The following is a 19,280-nucleotide window of genomic DNA, read 5'->3' on the forward strand; positions in this document are numbered from 1 at the left end:
CCCTGGCTGAATAGCGCCAGGGCATGCCTGCCGGACTTACAGATTGCGAATCAGGAACTCAATTAAATCCACTCGACTTGAAAGCTATAACGTCCCAAGAGTGGAGCCAGGACTTCCTGGCCCTTTCCGGCCCTGACGCAGGCAACCTGCCCACGACGATTGTCCTGCACGACTTCAACAGCAATATCCGAAAGCCCCAGACGTTCCACTTCCTGCTGGACTACTTTGGCAATTTCCCGCTGCTGCAAAGCGGGCTTGAATATCTTGCCCACGGCGGTCAGTGGCAGTGCTTCGAGGATTTCAATGCGCTTGGGAACGGCTGCCCGCTCGCTGATATTGAGATGAGCGAACGCCTCAAGTTCTTCGGCATTGCACGCCTGCCCGGGGCGTAGTTGAACGTAGGCGACCGGCACCTCGCCCGAGTAGGCATCGGGACTGCCGATAGCAGCGGCCAGAGCGACGGCGGGATGCGTTTGAAGTGCCTCCTCGATTTGCTTGGGATCGATGTTGTGGCCACCGCGGATGATCAACTCTTTCTTGCGCCCGGTCAGCCAGAAATAGCCCTGCGCATCCTGGCGACCCAAGTCGCCCGTATTCAGCCAGCGCTGACCGTCGATATCGATCCAGAGGCCCTGGTTATGACGCTCCTCCAGATAACCCTCAAAGAGGTTTGGACCGCTGATCGTGATGAGGCCGATTTCATCCACGTTGGCGTCGCGCCGGTACTCTCCGGAATCGTTGAGCAAGATCGCGCGCATATTCTGGTAGGCGATCCGTATTCCGATGGAGCCGATATGGCGCTCGCCATGGGGTGGATTGATTGATGAGACGCAGGCCCCCTCAGTGAGGCCGTAACCTTCAAGGATTTTCACCCCGGTACGGCTCTCGAACTCCCGGAAAAGCTCAGCCGGCATGGGGGCGGCGCCACACATGGCAAAGCGAAGACTGGACAGGTCGCGACCCTGCCATTCATTTTGCAGAAGTGCGGAATAGACAGTAGGCACGCCGGAAAAGAGGTTGATACCGAAGTGCTCGACCATCTCCCAGAATCGTGGGATCACCCCCTCGCCACGATACCCCTGGGGCGTCCCGAGGATCACATGGTCGCCTTGAGTCCAAGGCATCAGTCCAGTCACCAGCTGGCCATTGACGTGAAACAGCGGCAGGCCACAAAAGATAACCTGGCCACCACTGCGTGGCTGCAAGTGAGCGGCCACGGCCCATGCATTGAATACTTCAGAGCCATGGGTACGCGCGGCGATCTTGGGGAGTCCGGTGGTGCCGCCAGTACAGATATAAGAGGAGCATTCATCCTGACGAATTTGCCGACCACTCTTCAGGTGTGTATGCGGCTGAGTACTCATCAGCGATCGCCAATCGTGGATCGCGATACCGCTGTGTAAGTCTCGCTCCTTCAGTGCCGCGGCCTTCAGAGCCCCACGCACAGATTCGGAGACATAGGGTTCCATGCTGACCCAGACGACAGACCTGACCGTGGGTAACTGATCCAGCTGCGAAACCAGTTTGGGCCACAGATCGCTGCCTGGCGTCGGCGCGAGTGTCACCATCACGGATGCCTTCGCGGCACTCAGCAAGCCAGCCATCTGCTTGGCCTCAAGCAGAGGATTGATCGCCATGACGATCCCCGCCGCCTCCCCGCCCCATATAGTGAAGTGGGTTTCCGGCAGGTTTGGCAGGATGAAGGCAATCACCTCGCCCGGTTTTATGCCCAGGTCATCGAAGGCATTCGCCGCGCGGGTAATATCCCCAAAGAGCTGGGAGTAGTCCCACTCGCAGGTGCGTTTGAAATCGGCGGCATCGGCGAAGAAACTCAGCGCCGGTGCCTGGGGGTAGCACTCGGCCGCCACACGCAGCGCTTCATAAGTGCTGGAAGCCAGGCCACGCTCCGACAAGGGGACTCGTTCGAGACGTTCGATATCGTTCAGGGTCTGCACAACCATCAGGCTTCCCCCACGACTCGATTGCGTTGCACGCCGAGGTCGATCACGCCATCGGCGCTGCGAATTCGCGCCTCGACCACATCACCTGCCTTGAGGTACTGCGTCCGCCCCTCTTGCGCCTTGAGGAATAGCTTCCACTTGGTGGCTTCTGGCAAAAGGGCTGCAATGCGCATTTTGCCAGGCGAAGGAATCGTTAGAGCACAGCCCGCAGGAGTACCGGTGGCGATCAGGTCTCCAACGTCGAGATCTTGCAAGGCGGAGAGTTCGGTCAGGGTTTCAGCGGGACCGTAAACCAGGTTGGCCGTGCTGTCGTTCTGTCGCACCTGGTCGTTGACCGTCAGCTTCAGCTGCAGTGCCTTGAGGTAATGCATGTCCTTGGCATCCAGAAGGCAGAGATACGGGCCGACCGGGCCGAAAGTGCGGTAGCTCTTGCCCTTGTAGAACTGCATCTGGGGAATCTGAATGTCGCGCGCCGAGTAGTCATTGACGATGACGACGCCGGCGATGAACTCATGCAGATTGGCGTCGGTGACAGCAACAGCGCCAGTGATCGAGCGCTTCATCACAAGGCCCAGTTCGATCTCGTAGTCAAGGAAGCGCACGTGGCGCGGCTTGATCAAGTCGCTGTCAGCCGCCACCAGGCAACTCGTCGCCTTGGTGAAGATCATGTTGAATTTCTTCGCATCCGGGTCCATGCCCGACTCGATCATGTGCTGACGGTAATTGGCACCCTGGCAGACAAACTGCTGGTTGCGGGTCACCGGCGACAGCAGTTTTACTTCGCCCTCCGCAAGCTCTGTACCTTTCAGTTGAGCGAGGTCATCGATACTGTTCTGGCGAAGGAAGTCACCGGTGGTTTCAAACACACCGGGGATGACCGTGATACGGCCCTGGCGAAGCACGCCCCAGTGGATACCGTTCTCAAATTCAAAGCGGACTACGTGTACAGCAGACATTGAAGGTACTCCTGGAGCGGCGTTTGTCCCGCGTTCGGTGGCGTGGGAACTGTGGTGTTGTTTTGAAGATGGGCTGGCAACGGTGTAGACCCACGCACTGCCAGCAATCAAAGCGCCGGCTTTAAGCACGTCCCGCCGGCCAAACCGGGTTGAGTTGTCCGACATGGCGGCAGCTCTACCCGAACATCCGCATGAGTGTTATCAACTTGCGAATGGTCAGGTCCGGGCTGCGCCGCAGGTTGCGGATCAGCAGAAGCAGATTGGCCAGGCTCATCTTGGGTTTGGTAAAACTCTTGGGCATGCGCTGACCCCACTGGGCCATTGCCTCGGGGCTTACCGGATGAATGCCCGTCGGCCGAGCGGCCGTGAAAATATCCCCGTCGCAGTAATGCTCGTGCTTATCGTCCCATGGGTCTTGCCAGTAATCGAAGATCTGACTGCCCAGAATGTGTCGGCCGATTCCCCATGAGTGTTCCCAACCGCGCTCGCGCAGGACGCGCTGCCCCATTCCCACCGCGTCTGCATCGACGACTTCATAGGCGCTATGGCTATAGGTCGCCATGAACCCTTGCGCAATCGCGAGCGTATGGTGATCCGCGGGAATGTCACCAAGATCAAGGCGCATGAAAGTGACGATAGGCGTGCCGTCGGGGAGTACCTGCACATCGCTGGGAATAAACCCGAAATGCTGCGTATACCAGGCACAGGTCGCTTGATAGTCGGCCACTTCAATGACGATGTGACCGAGCTTGAGTACTTCAGGGGGAGCAATCGGCGGGCGCTGCGTGGCGTTGATTCGCGATTGCTGGTGCGCCAGATTCCAGTGCAGAGGGGCCCTATGTACCAGTGCCGTGCCTGGCGTTTGGTCGCAGACGGCTTCCACAATAAAACCGGAAGGATCCGTCAATTTGACGCAATACCCATTACCCGGATGTTCCGATTTCTCGACCGATGACGCGCCCGGGATTCGAGCGAGCTTTTCCAGATCTTCCAGGAACTGCACTGCCAGTCCGAAGCCGATAAAACGTGCATGCTCGGCCTGTTGGACACGGTAGCAATATGAAGTAGCTTCGGTGCCCCGCAGATAGAGCGTATCGGCCTCCTGACGACTGACCGTCAGGCCGAAGTCAGTCAGGAAACGCGCCGCCTCATTCAAGTCCGGCCGTTGGAAAATCAGGTGAGTCAGAGCCTGGGCCTTCACCGTCGGCTGCGGATGCTGCGCGGGGTGTGGTGTCGCCAACCGGTGCAATTCGTTTTTGTTGTTCATTGTTGTTTTCCGGGTTTTTAGGGCAAAGCGGTCCCGAACCCCTGAAAACTCAGGGGTTTATTCAGTCAAATCAGTTACGAGCTCAGTCGAGAGATGGAAGCGCCGGCAACTCTTGGGTCGACAACGCACGCGCCTCTTCTGGCGGCACACCCAATGCCCGCAATACCAGCTCGGCGGTATCAGACCCCGACTCGCGCCACGTCCGGTGACCTTCCAGTACCAGGAAAATCGAACCAAGCACGCTGCTCGATATCAACGTCAGTACCGAGAGCAATTGCTCCTGCGCAAACGTGTAGCGCCCAGTGGCAAGCCCGCTCAGAAGATCCTTGGTCGCCTGGCTGCTGAACATTTCGCGCAACGCAGAATTGCTCATGGCGAATTTATGGATGAACGCGCCCCACTGGGAGTCTTCGTGGGCTCGGCGAATGAAGAATCGAATGCCATTGGCCAGGCGCTGAGCTGGATCCGAGAGGGAATTGAAGCTCTTGTTGACGCGCTCATGCATCTCCCTCGCGAGATGGCTGGCGACCGCCTCGAACAGGTTTTCCATGCTGTCGATGTTGCTATAGACCGTTCCGCGCGCCACGCCTGCCTCTTGGGCGAGGTCAAGAATGTTCACTTGAGAGGTGCCTCTTTCAGCGAACAGGCGAAAGGCGGCTTGATGAATGCGGCGCTGTGTTGGATTCAGGGATTCCACGGTTCTCTCTCCAGGATTACCTTATGGACCGATTGAACACTCGTGTTCATTTCACGTCAACCATATTTTTTAGCATGTCGGTTTTTCTGTCTGAAACCGAAGCAAAACCAAATAATCCCAGTACTAGAATCGAGGAATCCGGATCAACAAAAGCCCTTCGCATCGACACAGTTGAACACGCATGTTCAATTATGTTGGCGACTTTTTATAAGCTGAAGGACAGAACATGACCGGCTCAAATCTCTTCAAACCGCTTCGATTGCCCAACGGCACGGTGATTCCAAACCGGATCGCCAAGGCTGCCATGGAGGAGAACCTTGCCAATGAGGATCACGCTCCAGGGGAAGCGCTGGTCAAGCTCTATCGGAGCTGGGCGGAGGGTGGTGCCGGTCTGATCATCACTGGCAACGTCATGGTTGACCGCCACGCCTTGACCGGACCCGCTGGCGTCGTGCTTGAGGACGATCGGAACCTGGGCAAATTCAAGCTATGGGCCGATGCTTGCCGCAGTCGCGGGGCTCAGGCCTGGATGCAAATCAATCATCCCGGACGGCAGCTATTGGCTTCAATGGGCCAACCGGCAAGGGGTCCCTCCGCAGTTGCGGTCGATATCCCCGGACTTTCAAAAGCGTTTGTGCTGCCCAGGGCTTTGGAGGAGCAGGAGATCGAAGAGCTGATTGAGCGCTATGCCCAAGCGGCGGTGTTGGCGGAGCGCGCCGGATTCACCGGCGTGGAGATTCATGCCGCGCATGGCTACCTGTTCAGCCAATTCCTTTCCCCCCTGACCAATCGGCGTGATGACCGCTGGGGCGGTAGCCTCGAAAATCGTGCGCAAATTCTATTGAAAACCATCGACGCAATTCGCCAGCGAGTGGCACCGATCTTTTGCGTCGCTGTGAAGCTCAACTCCGCGGACTTTCAGCGCGGCGGTTTCGATGCAGCGGATGCGGCTCGCGTGGTGGAAATGCTTAACACCAAGGCGGTCGATCTGGTCGAGTTGTCGGGTGGCAGCTACGAAAGCCCAGCTATGCAGGGGCAAACCCGCGATGGCAGCAGCCTCGCTCGAGAAGCCTACTTTCTCGAGTTCGCAGAAAAAATAGGAGAAATTGCGCGCATGCCGCTGATGGTCACCGGCGGCGTGCGCAGAAAGGAGGTTGCGGAGAGAGTGGTGAGCGGCTCGGTGTCGATGGTCGGACTTGCTACTGCGCTGGCAATCGAACCAGCCCTGCCGAGGCAATGGATGGCAGGTCGAGACGTCAGAGTGGAGCCCATCGTCGTCAGCTGGAAGAACAAGACGCTGGCATCGCTGGCAGTGGCATCGGTGATCAAGAAGCAGCTCGGCTTGCTGAGTCAAGGTAAACGGACAAACCCAGGGACTTCGCCACTCATGGCATTGATCGGCAATCAACTGAAGGCTCGTCGCCAGGCGAAGAGCTATCGGCAATGGATTGATCAAGCCAGGTAGAGGATCAGGCCGGTAGCGGCTTGCCGGCGATTTTCCTGGCTCTGGCAGGTGTGACGCCCAGAGCCTGGAGAATCATTTCGGCAACCCGCAAATCGTGCTCTGCCACTGCACGTCCCTCGACAACCGAGCGCATTGCTCCGGTTGTGCACGACAGGACAATGTCCAGGGCGATCCCTTCGTCCTCGTAAACAAAAGTCCCCGCACGCAGTCCCTCACGCAAGTCACCCAGCACATGGTCAGCCAGACGCGAGCGCATTGCCTGGTCGAAATGGATGATGCGCAGCAGCGCATTCGCCCATTGGTGGTCGGCTGCGGCCCGGCACACAAACATGCGCACACCGATCGAAAGACGCTGTGCGCCGCAGTGCACATCCCTGCTCATGGCGGAAATGGCATCGGAGAACTCTGCGGCCATGGCGATGCCCACCGCCTCCAGTACTTCGTCGCGAGTTCGAAAATAGTTGTAGATGGTGCCGTTGGATACCGCGGCTTCCGCAGCGACCTCGAGCAGTGCGATCTCCCCCACTTCCTTGCGTGCGATAAGGCGCAATGCCGCGTCCACCAGGCCGCGACGGGTGCGCTCACGCTTCTTGTGACCTCTCGTGAGAGGTTCTGGCGCATCAGCTTCTAAAGGAAGTGTGGGGGAATGCATGATCAAGCTCGTAATCTAATGGGCTCGTTGATGGTAACGGAAACGCTGTCAGGCGTGGCGTCTTCGCTGGCGAGCAGCCCCCTGCAGTCTCGAAGGAGATTGCCTGCTTCTGCGCCAGGAGCGTGGTGCATGATGATACGGTCGGGGCGAACCGCGACGAGCGTTCCCTTGGCAGCCAGCGGCAGGATCTCATGGTTCATGTCTTCGATGAAGTCACAACTGCCGCCGGAGCGTTGACCGCGTGCTCTGATCTCTAAAAAGTGGCCGCCCATTTTTTCCCAGGAAACGATCTGATCAGGGGTCAGCAATGACAACGGGTCCACACCGAATCCAACCAGAGTCAGGCTATCTCCCAGTGCATCGTCGCTCAGTTTGATCTGCTTTTGCAGGTTGCGAGTCCAGGCCTGGGGAAACAGGCTGCCGCGTACCAGTTTGTCGCCACGGCGATGCTGCACGAACAGGCCGTGTTTGAAGGTGTTCTTCGGCTTGATGTCCAACTGTTCGAAGTACCTCCTGGTAGTGGGCGTCAACGCCAGCGTGCGCATCAGGCCGTGGACAAAGAAAGCGGCGATCTTGTTCTTGGGCATCACCAGGCGGCCCATGAGTTTCGCCAGATTGATCATCGCCCGGGCATGGGGGCGGCGCTCTACGTCATAGGTTTCGAGTATTGCAGGCGCGGCATGGCCGCGAAGGACCCAAGCCAGTTTCCAGGCAAGGTTGGCGCCATCTCGAAGTCCTGCAACGAGGCCTTGCCCGACAAAAGGAGGCGTGATGTGCGCTGCGTCACCGGCGAGAAAGACGCGCCCCTTGCTGAATCTGTTGCAGCACCGCGCGTGGAATCGATACACCGCCTTGCGCTCGATTTCCAGCTCCTGCGGGTTGATCCATGGCGCGATCAGCCGGGCGATGCTTTCCGGGCTCTCAAGCTCTTCCCGGGACTCGCCGGATTGCAGCATGAACTCCCAACGTTCCCTGCCGCCGGGTGCGGGCATGTGCGGTGTCGGGCGCCGCGGATCACAGAGAAACTCGATGTGATCAATCGCTGACTTATGCCGGTTCTTGACATCGACAATCAGCCAATCTTCCACATAGGTCTGCCCTTCGAATTCCTGGCCAATCAGCGCTCTGACCCTGGAGCTGGCGCCATCCGCTCCGATCAGGTACTGGGCACGAATGGAATGCGACTGCCCATTTTCATCCCGTACGGAAGCGAAGACGCAATCTGACACTTCGACCAGGCTCTCAAGCTCGAAGCCACCAAGGCTGGTCACGGTTTTTAGCCGGGAAACCTGGCCGCGCATCGCACGTTCGAGGTCGGGTTGATAGAACGTCACGAGTTTCGGATGGCCGTCGACGCACCCCTCGGTATTGGCTCGACCAAACTGCCCGAGTACCGGGGAGTGCATCCTCACTTCAGGGATAACGATCTTCTCGAAAGCGTCTTCCGACAAACCGGCCAGTTGCAGGATGCGCAGCGCCTCGTTGTCCAGAGCAATGGCACGCGGCATCAGTACGACGTCATGGACCTTGTCCAGTACCAGGGTCGTGACCCCATAGCGGCCGAGCAGCGCAGCGATGGTCGCACCTACCGGACCATAACCGATAACCAGCACGTCGACGGCGGCGGGAGGCAATTCGCAAACTTTCTTGTTGTTGTTCATCTCGGGCCCTTGTTGTGATTGAAGTCGTGAGACGCGAGGTCTCATCGTCAGGCAAGGTCAAGGTATTCAATATTGAGAGATATTTCAATATTGATGTTTTTGTCATTAATCTTTGAGATCATGCTCAAGCCGCGCTGGGCCAATGGGCGAGCCGAATTGCGCGACGTGAACGGAGTTTGCGCGTGTGCCAGTTTCCGACCGGCGACGCTTGGCTTCAGCGCTGATCAGCGTTGTCATTGGAGGCATAGCTGAAGACGGCCTCGTGAAGATCGCGGCGCACACTCTGTCTAGTCTTTAGGAATCAACCGTGGCACGTCCGCAGCCCCATCCCAACCCAGTCTTGCTCTGCTTCGTCGAGTTCGAGCTCGATGAGTCCAACGCCTGTTTGTCGCGCAATGGGCAAGCGGTGGCATTGGCGCCGACGCCCTTCACGTTGTTATGCGCGCTGGCACGCCAGCCAGGATCGCTGGTGACCAAGGACGCCTTGCTTGATGCCGTGTGGGGGCATCGGTTCGTCAGCGATTCGGTCCTGAAGACGGCCATTAGCGATCTGCGCAAGGTACTGGGCGACGATCCCAGGCATCCTCGTTTCATCGAGACGGTGTCACGGCGCGGCTATCGCTTCATCGCCCCGCCCTCCTCCACACGTTCGATAGCGCCTGCACCCGCGACGGCTACAGCGGCCTTCACACCTCTGTCATCGTCATTCATCGGTCGCACCGACGAGGTCTCCAGGCTGCAACGGGCCTGGGAGCAGGCGAATGGCGGCCTGCGCGCGGTGGTCTGGCTCGCCGGCGAGCCGGGAATTGGCAAGACGACGTTGATCGAACATTTCCTTGCAGGCGTTGGCGATATCGCCTGCGCACGCGGCCATTGCGTGGAGCACTACGGTGTCGGCGAGCCATATCTGCCGGTGTTGGAGGCGTTAGCCGATTTGTGCCGCAGCGACCCAACCTTGCCGGCGCTGATGCGCGCCGTGGCACCGACCTGGCTGCTGCAACTCCCTTGGCTGAATACCCCGCAGGAGAAAGACGCGTTGCGGCGCGAGCTTGCCGGCGTCGGCCCGGATCGCATGCTGAGGGAAATGGGCGAATTGCTGGACCGCTACACAGAGCAGCGCCCGCTGATGCTGGTGACCGAAGACCTGCACTGGAGCGATCGGGCGACGGTCCAGCTCATCAACTATGTAGCACGGCGACGTGGCCGCACGCGGCTGATGTGGCTGTCGAGCTTCCGCCTCGCCGAGGTGGTTGCGCTCGATCATCCCCTCAGCTCGTTGCGCCACGAACTGCGCCTGCAACGTCTATGCGAAGAAGTGGTGCTCGACCCGTTTTCGGAAACCGAGGTCGCTGAGTATGTGGCGCTGCGCTCGACTTCGCTGGCACGCGATGAAGCCTTCGTGCGCGCCCTGCACGAACGGACCGACGGTGTGCCGTTGTTCGTTTCGTCGATCACCAGTGAAGTGATGGACCCAAAGGACGACAAAACCACCATCGAGGCTCGGCTTGCGGATCTGGCGGTGCCCGAAAACCTCGCGACCATCATCGATCACTACATCGCCAGGCTGGGTCCGGAGCAACGCACCCTTCTTTCGGCTGCAGCGGTGTGCGGGGTTGAATTCCGCATCGAGACGGTTTCGCTGGCCCTCGAGCGCGAGCTCGCTTCGGTGGCACACGCCTGTGAAGAGCTGATAAGCGAACAGGTATGGCTCATACAATCACGGTCCACTGAAGTTGAAGAGACGCTAGAGCCACCCCACTCTTTCCGACACGGGCTCTTCCGCCAGGTGCTGTACGACCGCACGCCGCGCTCATTGCGCACCCAACTCCATCGCCAGGTCGGCGCTGCCCTCGAACGCGAACGCACGACCGGCGTGCCGGTTGCTGCCTCGGAGCTGGCAATGCACTTCGACCGCGCCCGGCAGCCGATGATTGCGCTGCGTTACTACGCCGAGGCCGCGGAAGCCGCGCTGCTGCACTTCAGCCCGGACTTGTGCATTGGTCTCACTGAGCGTGCCTTGGTCCTGTTGATGCAGGCTCCCGAAGGGACGGAGCGCAATGCGCTCGAAATGACCCTGGCTACGCTGCAAGGGGTTTCGGCTTTCCACATGTTCGGTGTCGGCAGCGAAGCCAAGAGCAGCTTCGAACGTGCCTACAGGCTGCTGGCGGATGTCCCCGAGCACCCCATGCGTGGTCGCCTGCTGCACGGATTCGGTTATCTGCTGGGTCTGCGCGGCGACTATGCGTTGGCGCTCGAAGTGGCGGAGCGTGCCGAAGCCCTCTCCCGCGACGCAAATGATCAAGAGCTCATGCTGGCGGCGTGCATCGTCCAGGGCGAGGTGCATCACCTCCAGGGACGCACGAAAACGACTCGCCGCTGGCTGGAACGCGCCCTCGCAATCGCCGAGCCACTAGACATCGGGACGAACGAGGTTTTTGCGGCTGATCCTCAGGTCATGCTGCACGGCATGCTGGCTATAGAACTCGTGCGGTCAGGTCTGGTTGAGCAAGCCCGAGCCCACATGCAGCAGGCGCGGGCACGCGCGCAGGCGTTGCGTCAACCCATGACCTGGCTGGTCGCCGCCTGGCAGGAGGTGCTGATCGAGGTGCGGATGGGAAATCACGTACGTGTAGCCGCGCTGGCCGATGACATGCAGGCGCTGGTCGATAAATATTCGCTCGCACTCGGGCGTACGGCTTGCCGCTGGTGGCGCGGCTGGGCCGACGCGCGCAACGGTGCACCGCTTGATGGCTACCGTCGCATCCGCGAGGCCTATGAAGAACACACCGGGCTTGGAATGCGTTCCGGTGCCAGCGAGGTGCTCGGCTACGCCACCGAGGCGCTGCTGCTCGCAGGTGATTGCGACGCAGCGCAAGTTGAATTGCAGGAAGCATTTCGGGTGGGCGAGGAACTGGGCGAGCGCGTCTACCTGCCGCAGCTGTTGCTGCTGGAAGCAGCGATCTCGCGAGCACAGGGTCGGCCCGACGCCGGCATCGCTGCGGTGCGGCGCGCAGTTGAAGAAGCTCGCGCCCAGGAAGCACCGTGGCTGGAGCTGGAAGCGCTGGTCGAACTGTGCGAGCTCCCTGTCGCTACGGCCGACGATCAACAGGAATTGGCAACGCTGGTTGACCAGTCGCCGGAAACTGACGGAACCGAGCTGGCGAAACGTGCGCGCTCGCTGATTCACACTGCCAAGCCGGCGTGAAGCGACGCCATTTCTCTGCGGTAAGGGTTACTGTCCCGACCGAAGTCTGACCTTTCGCTTACGACTCGCCCCAGGGGGCCGCTTACGCTGTCGTCGAACTTTCTTGCCCCCCTGGTCTGCGATGATCCTGAACCCTGAATCCAAATACCCGAGCCGCCGCTCTTACGTCGTGAAGCTGCGTAGCGACGCCGCGCCGGGGGCCCTGGTGGGCCGCCTCGAAAACCTGGTCACCGGACGACAACGCGAGTTTTCCTCCGCCGAAGAACTGCTGGAGTCGATTGCCTCGGACCTCGCGCTGGCAGCCGGCGAGCACATGGCCGATGCCGGCAACGAGTGACGCCTCCACCACGAACGAGCGCTCGATATGGCGACCGAACGGCGACCCTTCGCTGACGACTTTGCGCACACCGAGCCCTACGCTGATGCCACCTCGAATTTTCACGAGTCCAATCCGATGTCGCGACTTCCTACTTTCCATCTGTTGACCCGCAACGGGCAGACGCCCCTGCAATATGCCGAACGCGTGGTCAGCGTCGTCATGGGGGCAGCGCTCGCCGCATCTGTTGCCCTGGTCTTGAACGGTTGCTCCACGGAGGTGCTCACGCCGTCGGTAGAACTGCCGAGCAACTTTTCCACGAGCACGGCCTCCGAAATGGAACCTGAGGCGGCATGGTGGGAGGTCTACCACGACCCCGTGCTGACGGATCTGGTGCGCCGGGCAGCGCGCGAGAATCGCGACGTCAAGATTGCCGCCGAGCGCCTGCGCGCCGCGCGTGCCGGCGAAACGGTCAGCCGTTCATGGCTGTTCCCGAGTGTCGGCGCATCCGCCTCCGGCAGTGATCGCAGCAGCGGCTACAGCTCGGCCACGAAACAGGGTTATCCGGATACCAAGACCACCAGTGCGGGCCTGGACGTCTCGTGGGAGCTCGACTTGAGCGGCCGCCTGCGCGCCGGCGCAGCGGCGGCCGACGCCGATGCGCTGGCCGCGGAGCACAGCATGCGCGGCGTACGCCTGCTGGTGATGAGCGACGTCGTCAGCAACTACTTCACACTGGTCGGCGCGCAACGCCAGGTCGCGACGCTGCGCGCCATCTCAGCGATGCAGGACGAGACACTGCGTCTGGTTTCCGCTCGCCAGCAGGTGGGGCTGGCATCCGCCTTCGACGTCGAACGTGCGCAGACCGACGCCTTGTCGGCGCGGGCGCAGATTCCGCCGCTGGAAACACAGGTGGCTGTGTCGCGCCATCGTATTGCGGTGCTGATTGCCGACCAGTCCTTCAATACCGCGAACATCCAGTCTTCGATCAGCGATGTGGCAGTGGTGCCCGAGGCCAAGCCAGGCCAGCCCGCAGAGCTGCTGCAACGTCGACCTGACGTGCTGGCGTTGATGGCGCAGCTCGATGCAGCCAATGCGCGCCGCAAGCAGGCCGCGGCCGAGTGGTTTCCGCGGCTGTTCCTCGACGCCTCCTTCGGCCGCCAGGGCTTGAGCCTGAACGGCGCCGATCTCGGCGTTGCACGCTTCACTAACGTGGCGGGTTTGCTGGCGATGCCGCTCTTTAACGCTGGGCGCACGCAAGCAATCAACGATGCGGCCGAAAGTGCTCAAAAAGAGGCGCTGCTGCGCGCCGAAGACGGCATCGTGCGGGCGCTCGAAGATGTAGAGAACGCCCTCGTCACGCTGGCGCAAGAGCGGCGCCGCGCCGGGTCGCTGCAATTGGCCGCCGCGTCCGCCGAGGCTGCACAGAACCGCGCCCAGTCGCTCTATAACCGCGGGCAGATCGACCTGTTGCCACTGCTGGATTCGCAGCGCGCGCGCCTGGCGGCACGCTTGAATTCCAACGAAAGCAACACCCGCCTGCTGATCGATAGCGTGCAGCTCTATAAGGCACTGGGCGGGGGCTGGCAGGTGTTCGAACAACCCGCTACTCCCACAGCAGCCACCGCAGCCGACCGGCCACCACTTTCCTGAGAATTTCGTTTTACAAAGAGGAACCGCCTTGAAAACCTCCCTTACTGCGGCCGGCGCTCTGGCCGTAGCCGTCATGCTTTGCGCGTGCAGCCCGGACCAGCCAGCGGTACAGGCACCCCGACCGGTGCGCACAGCTGAAATCAGCTACTACAACGCTCGCGACATCAATCGCTACGTGGGTACCGTGCAGTCGCGGCACGAAGTAGACCAAGCCTTCCGCGTGGGCGGCAAGATCGCCCAGCGCAAGGTCGATGTCGGCCAGTTTGTGCGCAAAGGCGACATACTGGCGGTACTGGATGACAGCGACTACCGCCTCGCCGAAGAAGCGTCGCGACAGCAGTGGACAGTTGCCGTCGAGCAGACACGCCAGGCCGACTCGGACCGCCAGCGTCTGACCGCACTGAAGGCTGACGGCTCGGTCAGTGCGGCCGACGCCGAGCGCGCGCAGACCAATGCGCAAACCGCGCATGCAACTGCCGAGGCCGAGGCACGCAAGCTCGAACTCGCGCGCAACCGGCTCAAGTACACCGCATTGCGCGCCTCGCGCAGCGGGGTCGTCACGGCTGTGCGCTTTGAGGCCGGGCAGGTTGTGCCGGAGGGTCAAGCGGTTGTCTCGATCGCGAATCCGGATGAGTCCGAGATCGTCATCGATGTGCCCGAGAATCAACTGGCCGTCTTCAAGGACGCGCGTTTCAAGGCGTCGCTGGCCAGTGCGCCGGGCGAGGTCTTCGATGTCACGCTGCGTGAGCTATCGCCGCAAGCCGCAGCGCAGACGCGTACCTATCGCGCGCGGCTCAAGCCGTTGCAAGCGCTGCCGCTGGGCGCCACCGCCACGGTGACGGCCGAGCGAGTCATGACAAGTGTCTCTGTGGCGGCAGTGCCAGCCACGGCATTGACGCAGAACGGCGGTCAGCCGGCGCTGTGGGTGGTCACGCCTACGGGCAAGGATCCGGCAGGCATAGTTGATCTGGAGCGTGTGGCCGTTTGGGGTTACCGCAACGACGAGGTGCTCGTCTCTGGGCCGCAGGCCGGCGCATTGGTCGTCACCGCCGGCGTCCAGAAGATGACGTCCGGATTGAAGGTCGCGCTCCCCGGTGCGGCGATCGTTGACGCCAATACCACGCAGCAGGCAGCCCGATGAACAACTTCAACCTCACCGACTGGGCGCTGCGCCACCGCGCTATCGTTCTGTTCATGCTCCTCATTGTCGCGGTGGCTGGCGCCTTCAGCTTCACCCGACTCGGCCAGCTCGAGGATCCGAACTTTTCCGTGCCGTCCATGACCGCCATGGTCATCTGGCCGGGCGCCACTGCCCAGCAGTTGCAGGACCAGGTCCTAAACCGCATGGAGAAGAAATTCGAGCAGATCGACAACTTCGAGAAGGTGGTCACCTACGCGCGGCAAGGCTACGCAGGCATGACGCTCACCGTACGCGGCGGCACTTCCAAGGCTGACCAGCGCGAAGCCTGGTACCAGGCGCGCAAGAAACTCAACGACCTGAGCCTCGAGATGCCTGACGGCGTGATCGGCCCGATCCTGAACGACGAGTACGGCGACGTGTATGGCCTGATGTACGCCATCAAGGGCGACGGCGTCGGTCAGGCCGACCTGTCGCACGCGGCCGAGGACATCAAGCGCCAGATGCTGAAAGTGCCGATGGTCAAGAAGATCGATCTCATCGGCAAGCAGGCCGAGCGTGTCTACGTCGAGTTCTCGCACGAGCGCCTGGCCGCGCTGGGCATTACACCGCTGACCATTGCCGAAAGCCTCAAGAGCCAGAACGCCATGGTGCCGGCGGGCCAGATCGACACCCGCGGCGACCGCGTCATGGTGCGCGTGAGCGGCCAGTTCGCCAGCGAAGAGGCGATCCGCAACGTGCCCATCTCTGCGAGCGGCCGGCAGATCAAGCTCGGCGACATTGCGACCGTTACACGTGGATTCGAAGATCCGCCCACCTACACGGTCCGCCACAACGGCCAGCCCGTGCTGATGCTCGGCATCACGATGACCAGCGACGGCAACATCGTGGACCTTGGCAAGGCGATGGACGCGGCGGTCGCCAAGATCCAGTCCGAGCTGCCGCACGGCGTGGAACTGGAACTCGTGGCCGACCAACCCACCACAGTGAGGGATGCAATCCTGGACTTCGGCCGCGCGCTGGCCGAGGCGTTGATCATCGTGATCGCGGTGAGCCTGGCCAGCCTGGGCTGGCGCGCCGGCCTCGTGGTCGCGGCCACGGTGCCGCTGGTGCTGGGCGGCGTGGCACTGGTGATGCTGGCGATGGGCTGGAACCTCGAGCGTATTTCGCTCGGCTCACTGATTATCGCGTTGGGACTGTTGGTGGATGACGCCATCATCGCCATCGAGATGATGGTGGCGAAGATGGAAACCGGTATGGACCGCGTGAAGGCGGCCGCCTTCTCCTATCAGTCCACCGCGATGCCGCGCCTGACCGGCGCACTCATCACGGTCGTAGGCTTCCTGCCGATCGGCCTCTCGAAGTCCACCACCGGCGAATACGCGGGTGGCATTTTCTGGATCGTTGGCGCCGCGGTGCTGTTCTCGTGGATCTGTTCCGGCATCTTCACACCGTACCTGGCGGTCAAGATGCTGCCCAACGACTTGGGCACGCACCAGCACGCCGATCCGCACGACACCAAGTTCTACCGCAGCTTGCGCCGCTTGATCGATACCGCCATCGAGCGTCGCTGGGTAGTCATCGGTGCGACGGTTGCCGCTCTGGTGCTTGCTCTGGCCTGTATCAAGCTGGTGCCGCAGCAATTCTTCCCCAACAGTTCGCGTCCGGAGCTGGTCATAGACCTGCGCGTCAAGGAAGGCTCCTCGTTCGCGGCGACGACCGAGCAGGTCAAGCACATGGAGGAGATCCTGGCGAAGGACGAGGACGTGCGTTTCTATACCGCCTATACCGGCGCCGGCGCACCGCGCTTCTATCTCTCGCTCAACCCCGAACTGCCCAATCCGGGATTTGCCCAGTTCGTTGTGATGACCAAAGACCTGGACGCACGCGAGCGGGTACGTGCGCGACTGGTGGCCTCCGCTGACCAACAATTCCCCCAGGCGTGGGTGCGCGTGACCCGGCTCGAATTGGGCCCACCTGTCGGCTACCCGGTGCAGTTCCGCGTCGTCGGGCCTGATACCCAGAAGGTGCGGCAGATCGCTCGCGAGGTGGAGAACGTGATTGCGTCCAACCCGAAGGTGCGCGACCTCCAGCTCGACTGGAACGACCCGGTGCGCACGCTGAAGGTCGAGCTTGATCAAGACAAGGCAAACGCACTCGGTCTCACGCCGGCGGACGTGTCGCTGGCGACCCAGACTGTGATGAACGGCGCAACCTTGTCGCAGCTGCGTGAGCACGAGGAGCTGATCGACATCGTCGCTCGCGCCGTGCCCGCCGAGCGCCTGAGCCTCGACACGCTGAAAGACATCAACCTCTACACGCGCCAGGGAACGGTGGTGCCACTGTCGCAAGTCGCACAAGTACGCTCTGAGCTGGAAGAGCCAGTGCTTTGGCGCCGGAACCGCGATATGGCAATCACGGTGCGTGCCGACGTGAAGGATGGCGAGCAAGGTGTATCGGTGACTCAGGAGATCCAGCCGTTGCTCAAGGACATCGAAGCGAAGCTGCCCTCGGGCTACCGCATCGACACGGGCGGAGCCGTTGAGGAAAGTGACAAGGCCAACAAAGCGCTGCTCGCGGTGGCCCCGCTGATGCTGATCACCATCCTGCTGTTGCTCATGCTGCAACTGCAGAATTTCTCTCGCATGTGGATGGTCGTGCTGACCGCACCGCTGGGGCTGATCGGTGTGGTGCCGACGCTGCTGGTGTTCCAGTCGCCGCTGGGCTTCGTTGCAATCCTGGGTATCATCGCACTGGGTGGCATGATCATGCGCAACGCAGTGATCCTGATCGATCAAGTGCAGATCGAAATCACTGAAGGGCGCGACCCGTGGAATGCTGTGCTGGATGCCGCCATACACCGGGCCCGTCCGGTGATGCTGACGGCGCTGGCGACCGTACTTGCAATGATCCCGCTGACGCGCAGTGTGTTTTGGGGGCCGATGGCAATTGCGATCATGGGCGGTCTTACGGTGGCGACGCTGCTAACGATTTTCTTCGTCCCTGCATTGTACGCCGCATGGTTCAAGGTGGTTCGCCAGACGACCGCTGACGCTCATCAGTTACAGGGGGACGCCACGTTCGCTTCTGACTTGTAAATGCCGGGGCACTGTGCCCCGATTTCACCGCAATTAGAAGGCTTGCGAGGCGGTCGTTCAGGCTATCCGGCTTCGAATGCTGCTCTCCAATCGAAGGGCGCCTCGCTCCAGCCTCTCTTTAATAGACTTGAGGAACGATGAGTTCCGGTGGCGTCGGACTGCGGGAGTAATCCTCCTGTCTTACGCGTTGCGGTAGTTCGATCACCGGTAACTCTACTTCTTCATAGGGCATCTGCCCGAGCAGGTGGTGGATGCAGTTAAGTCTTGCTTTCTTCTTATCATCGGCTTGCACCACCCACCATGGCGCTTCGGCGATGTGGGTGCGTTCCAGCATTACTTCCTTGGCCTTGGTATAGGCTTCCCAGCGCCGACGGGACTCCAGATCCATTGGGCTGAGTTTCCACTGCTTGAGCGGGTCGTGAATGCGACTGAGAAAGCGCAGGTGCTGTTCCTGGTCGGAAATGGAGAACCAATATTTGATTAGCTGAATGCCGGAGCGTGCAAGCATTCTTTCGAACTCTGGCACAGTGCGGAAGAACTCTTCGTACTGATCGGCGTTGCAAAAACCCATCACCTGTTCGACGCCTGCGCGATTGTACCAACTACGGTCGAAGAGCACGATCTCACCCGCTGCCGGCAGGTGTGAGACGTAGCGCTGGAAGTACCACTGAGTACGTTCGCGGTCATTGGGTGCAGGCAACGCGGCAACCCGACACACGCGAGGATTGAGCCGTTGGGTAATGCGCTTGATGACACCACCTTTGCCCGCGGCATCACGACCTTCGAACAGAATGACTACTTTGTGGCCTGTCTTTACCACCCAGCTTTGCAGCTTCACCAATTCGCCTTGCAGGCGGAATAGTTCGCTGAAATAAACTCTTCGAGCTTCCTTCTCACTTCCTTCCTCTACCGGCTCATCGAACAGAGCATTCAGGTCAGTGCCGTCTTCGGATAATTCCAGTTCCAGCTCTTCGTCACTGTGATCAAGCAGCTCACGGCGGATGCGCTGTATCAGTGTGTCTTCGGTTGATAGCATAGGAGCAACTCGCGTCGGGAAGGGCCTGACTCAGTGTTAGTCGTACTTGGTTACGAAGTAATTACAAAAACTTTTGCTTCAAAGCAGGCCCGTATCAAGGGAGGCTACGGGTGCAAGGCGATATCGAGCTGGCAGACAAGTCAATCAGCGAGATCTTGTGCCATCGGACTTTCAT

13 protein-coding genes are annotated in these 19,280 nt (G+C 60.7%); 6 read left to right on the forward strand and 7 right to left on the reverse strand.

Translation table 11 applies throughout. The features are described from left to right. Positions 1–62 precede the first annotated feature (62 nt). The 4 genes from HP062_RS08280 to HP062_RS08295 form a co-directional block, all read right to left on the reverse strand. Positions 63–1,961, reverse strand: a complete 1,899-nt coding sequence (locus HP062_RS08280; protein WP_172791234.1) for an acyl-CoA synthetase — start codon at positions 1,959–1,961, stop codon at positions 63–65. Continuing rightward, positions 1,961–2,917, reverse strand: a complete 957-nt coding sequence (locus HP062_RS08285; RefSeq protein WP_172791235.1) for a fumarylacetoacetate hydrolase family protein — start codon at positions 2,915–2,917, stop codon at positions 1,961–1,963. The genes HP062_RS08280 and HP062_RS08285 overlap by 1 nt, the downstream gene beginning before the upstream one ends. 175 nt (positions 2,918–3,092) lie before the next feature. After that, the gene (locus HP062_RS08290; RefSeq protein ID WP_172791236.1) at positions 3,093–4,184 is read right to left on the reverse strand and encodes a VOC family protein; all 1,092 of its coding nucleotides are present in this window, start codon (positions 4,182–4,184) and stop codon (positions 3,093–3,095) included. 82 nt (positions 4,185–4,266) lie between these two features. Next, a complete protein-coding gene (locus tag HP062_RS08295) occupies positions 4,267–4,881 on the reverse strand; it encodes a TetR/AcrR family transcriptional regulator (protein ID WP_172791237.1) in 615 nt (204 codons plus the stop codon). Positions 4,882–5,107: 226 nt separating this feature from the next. Between HP062_RS08295 and HP062_RS08300 the strand changes: the two genes are divergently transcribed. After that, positions 5,108–6,346 (forward strand): NADH:flavin oxidoreductase/NADH oxidase family protein, encoded by a 1,239-nt coding sequence (locus HP062_RS08300; protein WP_172791238.1) that lies wholly within the window; start codon positions 5,108–5,110, stop codon positions 6,344–6,346. 4 nt (positions 6,347–6,350) lie between these two features. On the opposite strand, the gene HP062_RS08305 is transcribed toward HP062_RS08300, so the two are convergent. Together HP062_RS08305 and HP062_RS08310 are read right to left on the reverse strand one after the other, a co-directional pair. Beyond that, positions 6,351–6,998 carry a TetR/AcrR family transcriptional regulator gene (locus HP062_RS08305; protein ID WP_172791239.1) on the reverse strand — a complete coding sequence of 216 codons (648 nt, stop codon included), beginning with the start codon at positions 6,996–6,998 and terminating at the stop codon, positions 6,351–6,353. 2 nt (positions 6,999–7,000) lie between these two features. Next, positions 7,001–8,659: a bifunctional 3-(3-hydroxy-phenyl)propionate/3-hydroxycinnamic acid hydroxylase gene (locus HP062_RS08310; RefSeq protein ID WP_172791240.1), complete on the reverse strand. Its 1,659-nt coding sequence runs from the start codon at positions 8,657–8,659 to the stop codon at positions 7,001–7,003. Positions 8,660–8,966: 307 nt separating this feature from the next. On the opposite strand from HP062_RS08310, the gene HP062_RS08315 reads away from it, so the two are divergent. The 5 genes from HP062_RS08315 to HP062_RS08335 all read left to right on the forward strand — a co-directional run bounded on the left by HP062_RS08315 (position 8,967) and on the right by HP062_RS08335 (position 18,069). Then, complete coding sequence (locus tag HP062_RS08315) at positions 8,967–11,864, forward strand: AAA family ATPase (RefSeq protein WP_172791241.1); 2,898 nt, start codon at positions 8,967–8,969, stop codon at positions 11,862–11,864. A gap of 121 nt (positions 11,865–11,985) precedes the next feature. After that, on the forward strand, positions 11,986–12,201 hold the full coding sequence (locus tag HP062_RS08320; RefSeq protein ID WP_172792556.1) for a hypothetical protein: 216 nt from the start codon (positions 11,986–11,988) through the stop codon (positions 12,199–12,201). A 117-nt stretch (positions 12,202–12,318) separates the two neighbouring features. Further along, the gene (locus HP062_RS08325; RefSeq protein ID WP_172792557.1) at positions 12,319–13,833 is read left to right on the forward strand and encodes a TolC family protein; all 1,515 of its coding nucleotides are present in this window, start codon (positions 12,319–12,321) and stop codon (positions 13,831–13,833) included. Between the two features lie 28 nt (positions 13,834–13,861). Continuing rightward, the gene (locus HP062_RS08330) at positions 13,862–14,974 is read left to right on the forward strand and encodes an efflux RND transporter periplasmic adaptor subunit (RefSeq protein ID WP_172791242.1); all 1,113 of its coding nucleotides are present in this window, start codon (positions 13,862–13,864) and stop codon (positions 14,972–14,974) included. Next, positions 14,971–18,069 carry an efflux RND transporter permease subunit gene (locus HP062_RS08335; protein WP_172791243.1) on the forward strand — a complete coding sequence of 1,033 codons (3,099 nt, stop codon included), beginning with the start codon at positions 14,971–14,973 and terminating at the stop codon, positions 18,067–18,069. The genes HP062_RS08330 and HP062_RS08335 overlap by 4 nt, the downstream gene beginning before the upstream one ends. A 118-nt stretch (positions 18,070–18,187) precedes the next feature. Here HP062_RS08335 and ppk2 read toward each other — a convergent pair whose 3' ends face one another. Next, positions 18,188–19,105, reverse strand: a complete 918-nt coding sequence (gene ppk2, locus HP062_RS08340; protein ID WP_172791244.1) for a polyphosphate kinase 2 — start codon at positions 19,103–19,105, stop codon at positions 18,188–18,190. Positions 19,106–19,280: the final 175 nt, after the last annotated feature.

It is taken from the genome of Pseudomonas sp. B14-6 (assembly GCF_013260315.1).
Classification (GTDB): Bacteria; Pseudomonadota; Gammaproteobacteria; order Pseudomonadales; family Pseudomonadaceae; genus Aquipseudomonas; species Aquipseudomonas mandelii.

Excerpts from the sequence above, each read along its gene's own strand:
- HP062_RS08280 (WP_172791234.1), bottom strand. The coding sequence starts at position 1,961 with ATGGTTGTGCAGACCCTGAACGATATCGAACGTCTCGAACGAGTCCCC.
- HP062_RS08285 (WP_172791235.1), bottom strand. The coding sequence starts at position 2,917 with ATGTCTGCTGTACACGTAGTCCGCTTTGAATTTGAGAACGGTATCCAC.
- HP062_RS08290 (WP_172791236.1), bottom strand. The coding sequence starts at position 4,184 with ATGAACAACAAAAACGAATTGCACCGGTTGGCGACACCACACCCCGCG.
- HP062_RS08300 (WP_172791238.1), top strand. The coding sequence starts at position 5,108 with ATGACCGGCTCAAATCTCTTCAAACCGCTTCGATTGCCCAACGGCACG.
- HP062_RS08305 (WP_172791239.1), bottom strand. The coding sequence starts at position 6,998 with ATGCATTCCCCCACACTTCCTTTAGAAGCTGATGCGCCAGAACCTCTC.
- HP062_RS08310 (WP_172791240.1), bottom strand. The coding sequence starts at position 8,659 with ATGAACAACAACAAGAAAGTTTGCGAATTGCCTCCCGCCGCCGTCGAC.
- HP062_RS08320 (WP_172792556.1), top strand. The coding sequence starts at position 11,986 with ATGATCCTGAACCCTGAATCCAAATACCCGAGCCGCCGCTCTTACGTC.
- HP062_RS08325 (WP_172792557.1), top strand. The coding sequence starts at position 12,319 with ATGTCGCGACTTCCTACTTTCCATCTGTTGACCCGCAACGGGCAGACG.
- HP062_RS08335 (WP_172791243.1), top strand. The coding sequence starts at position 14,971 with ATGAACAACTTCAACCTCACCGACTGGGCGCTGCGCCACCGCGCTATC.
- ppk2 (WP_172791244.1), bottom strand. The coding sequence starts at position 19,105 with ATGCTATCAACCGAAGACACACTGATACAGCGCATCCGCCGTGAGCTG.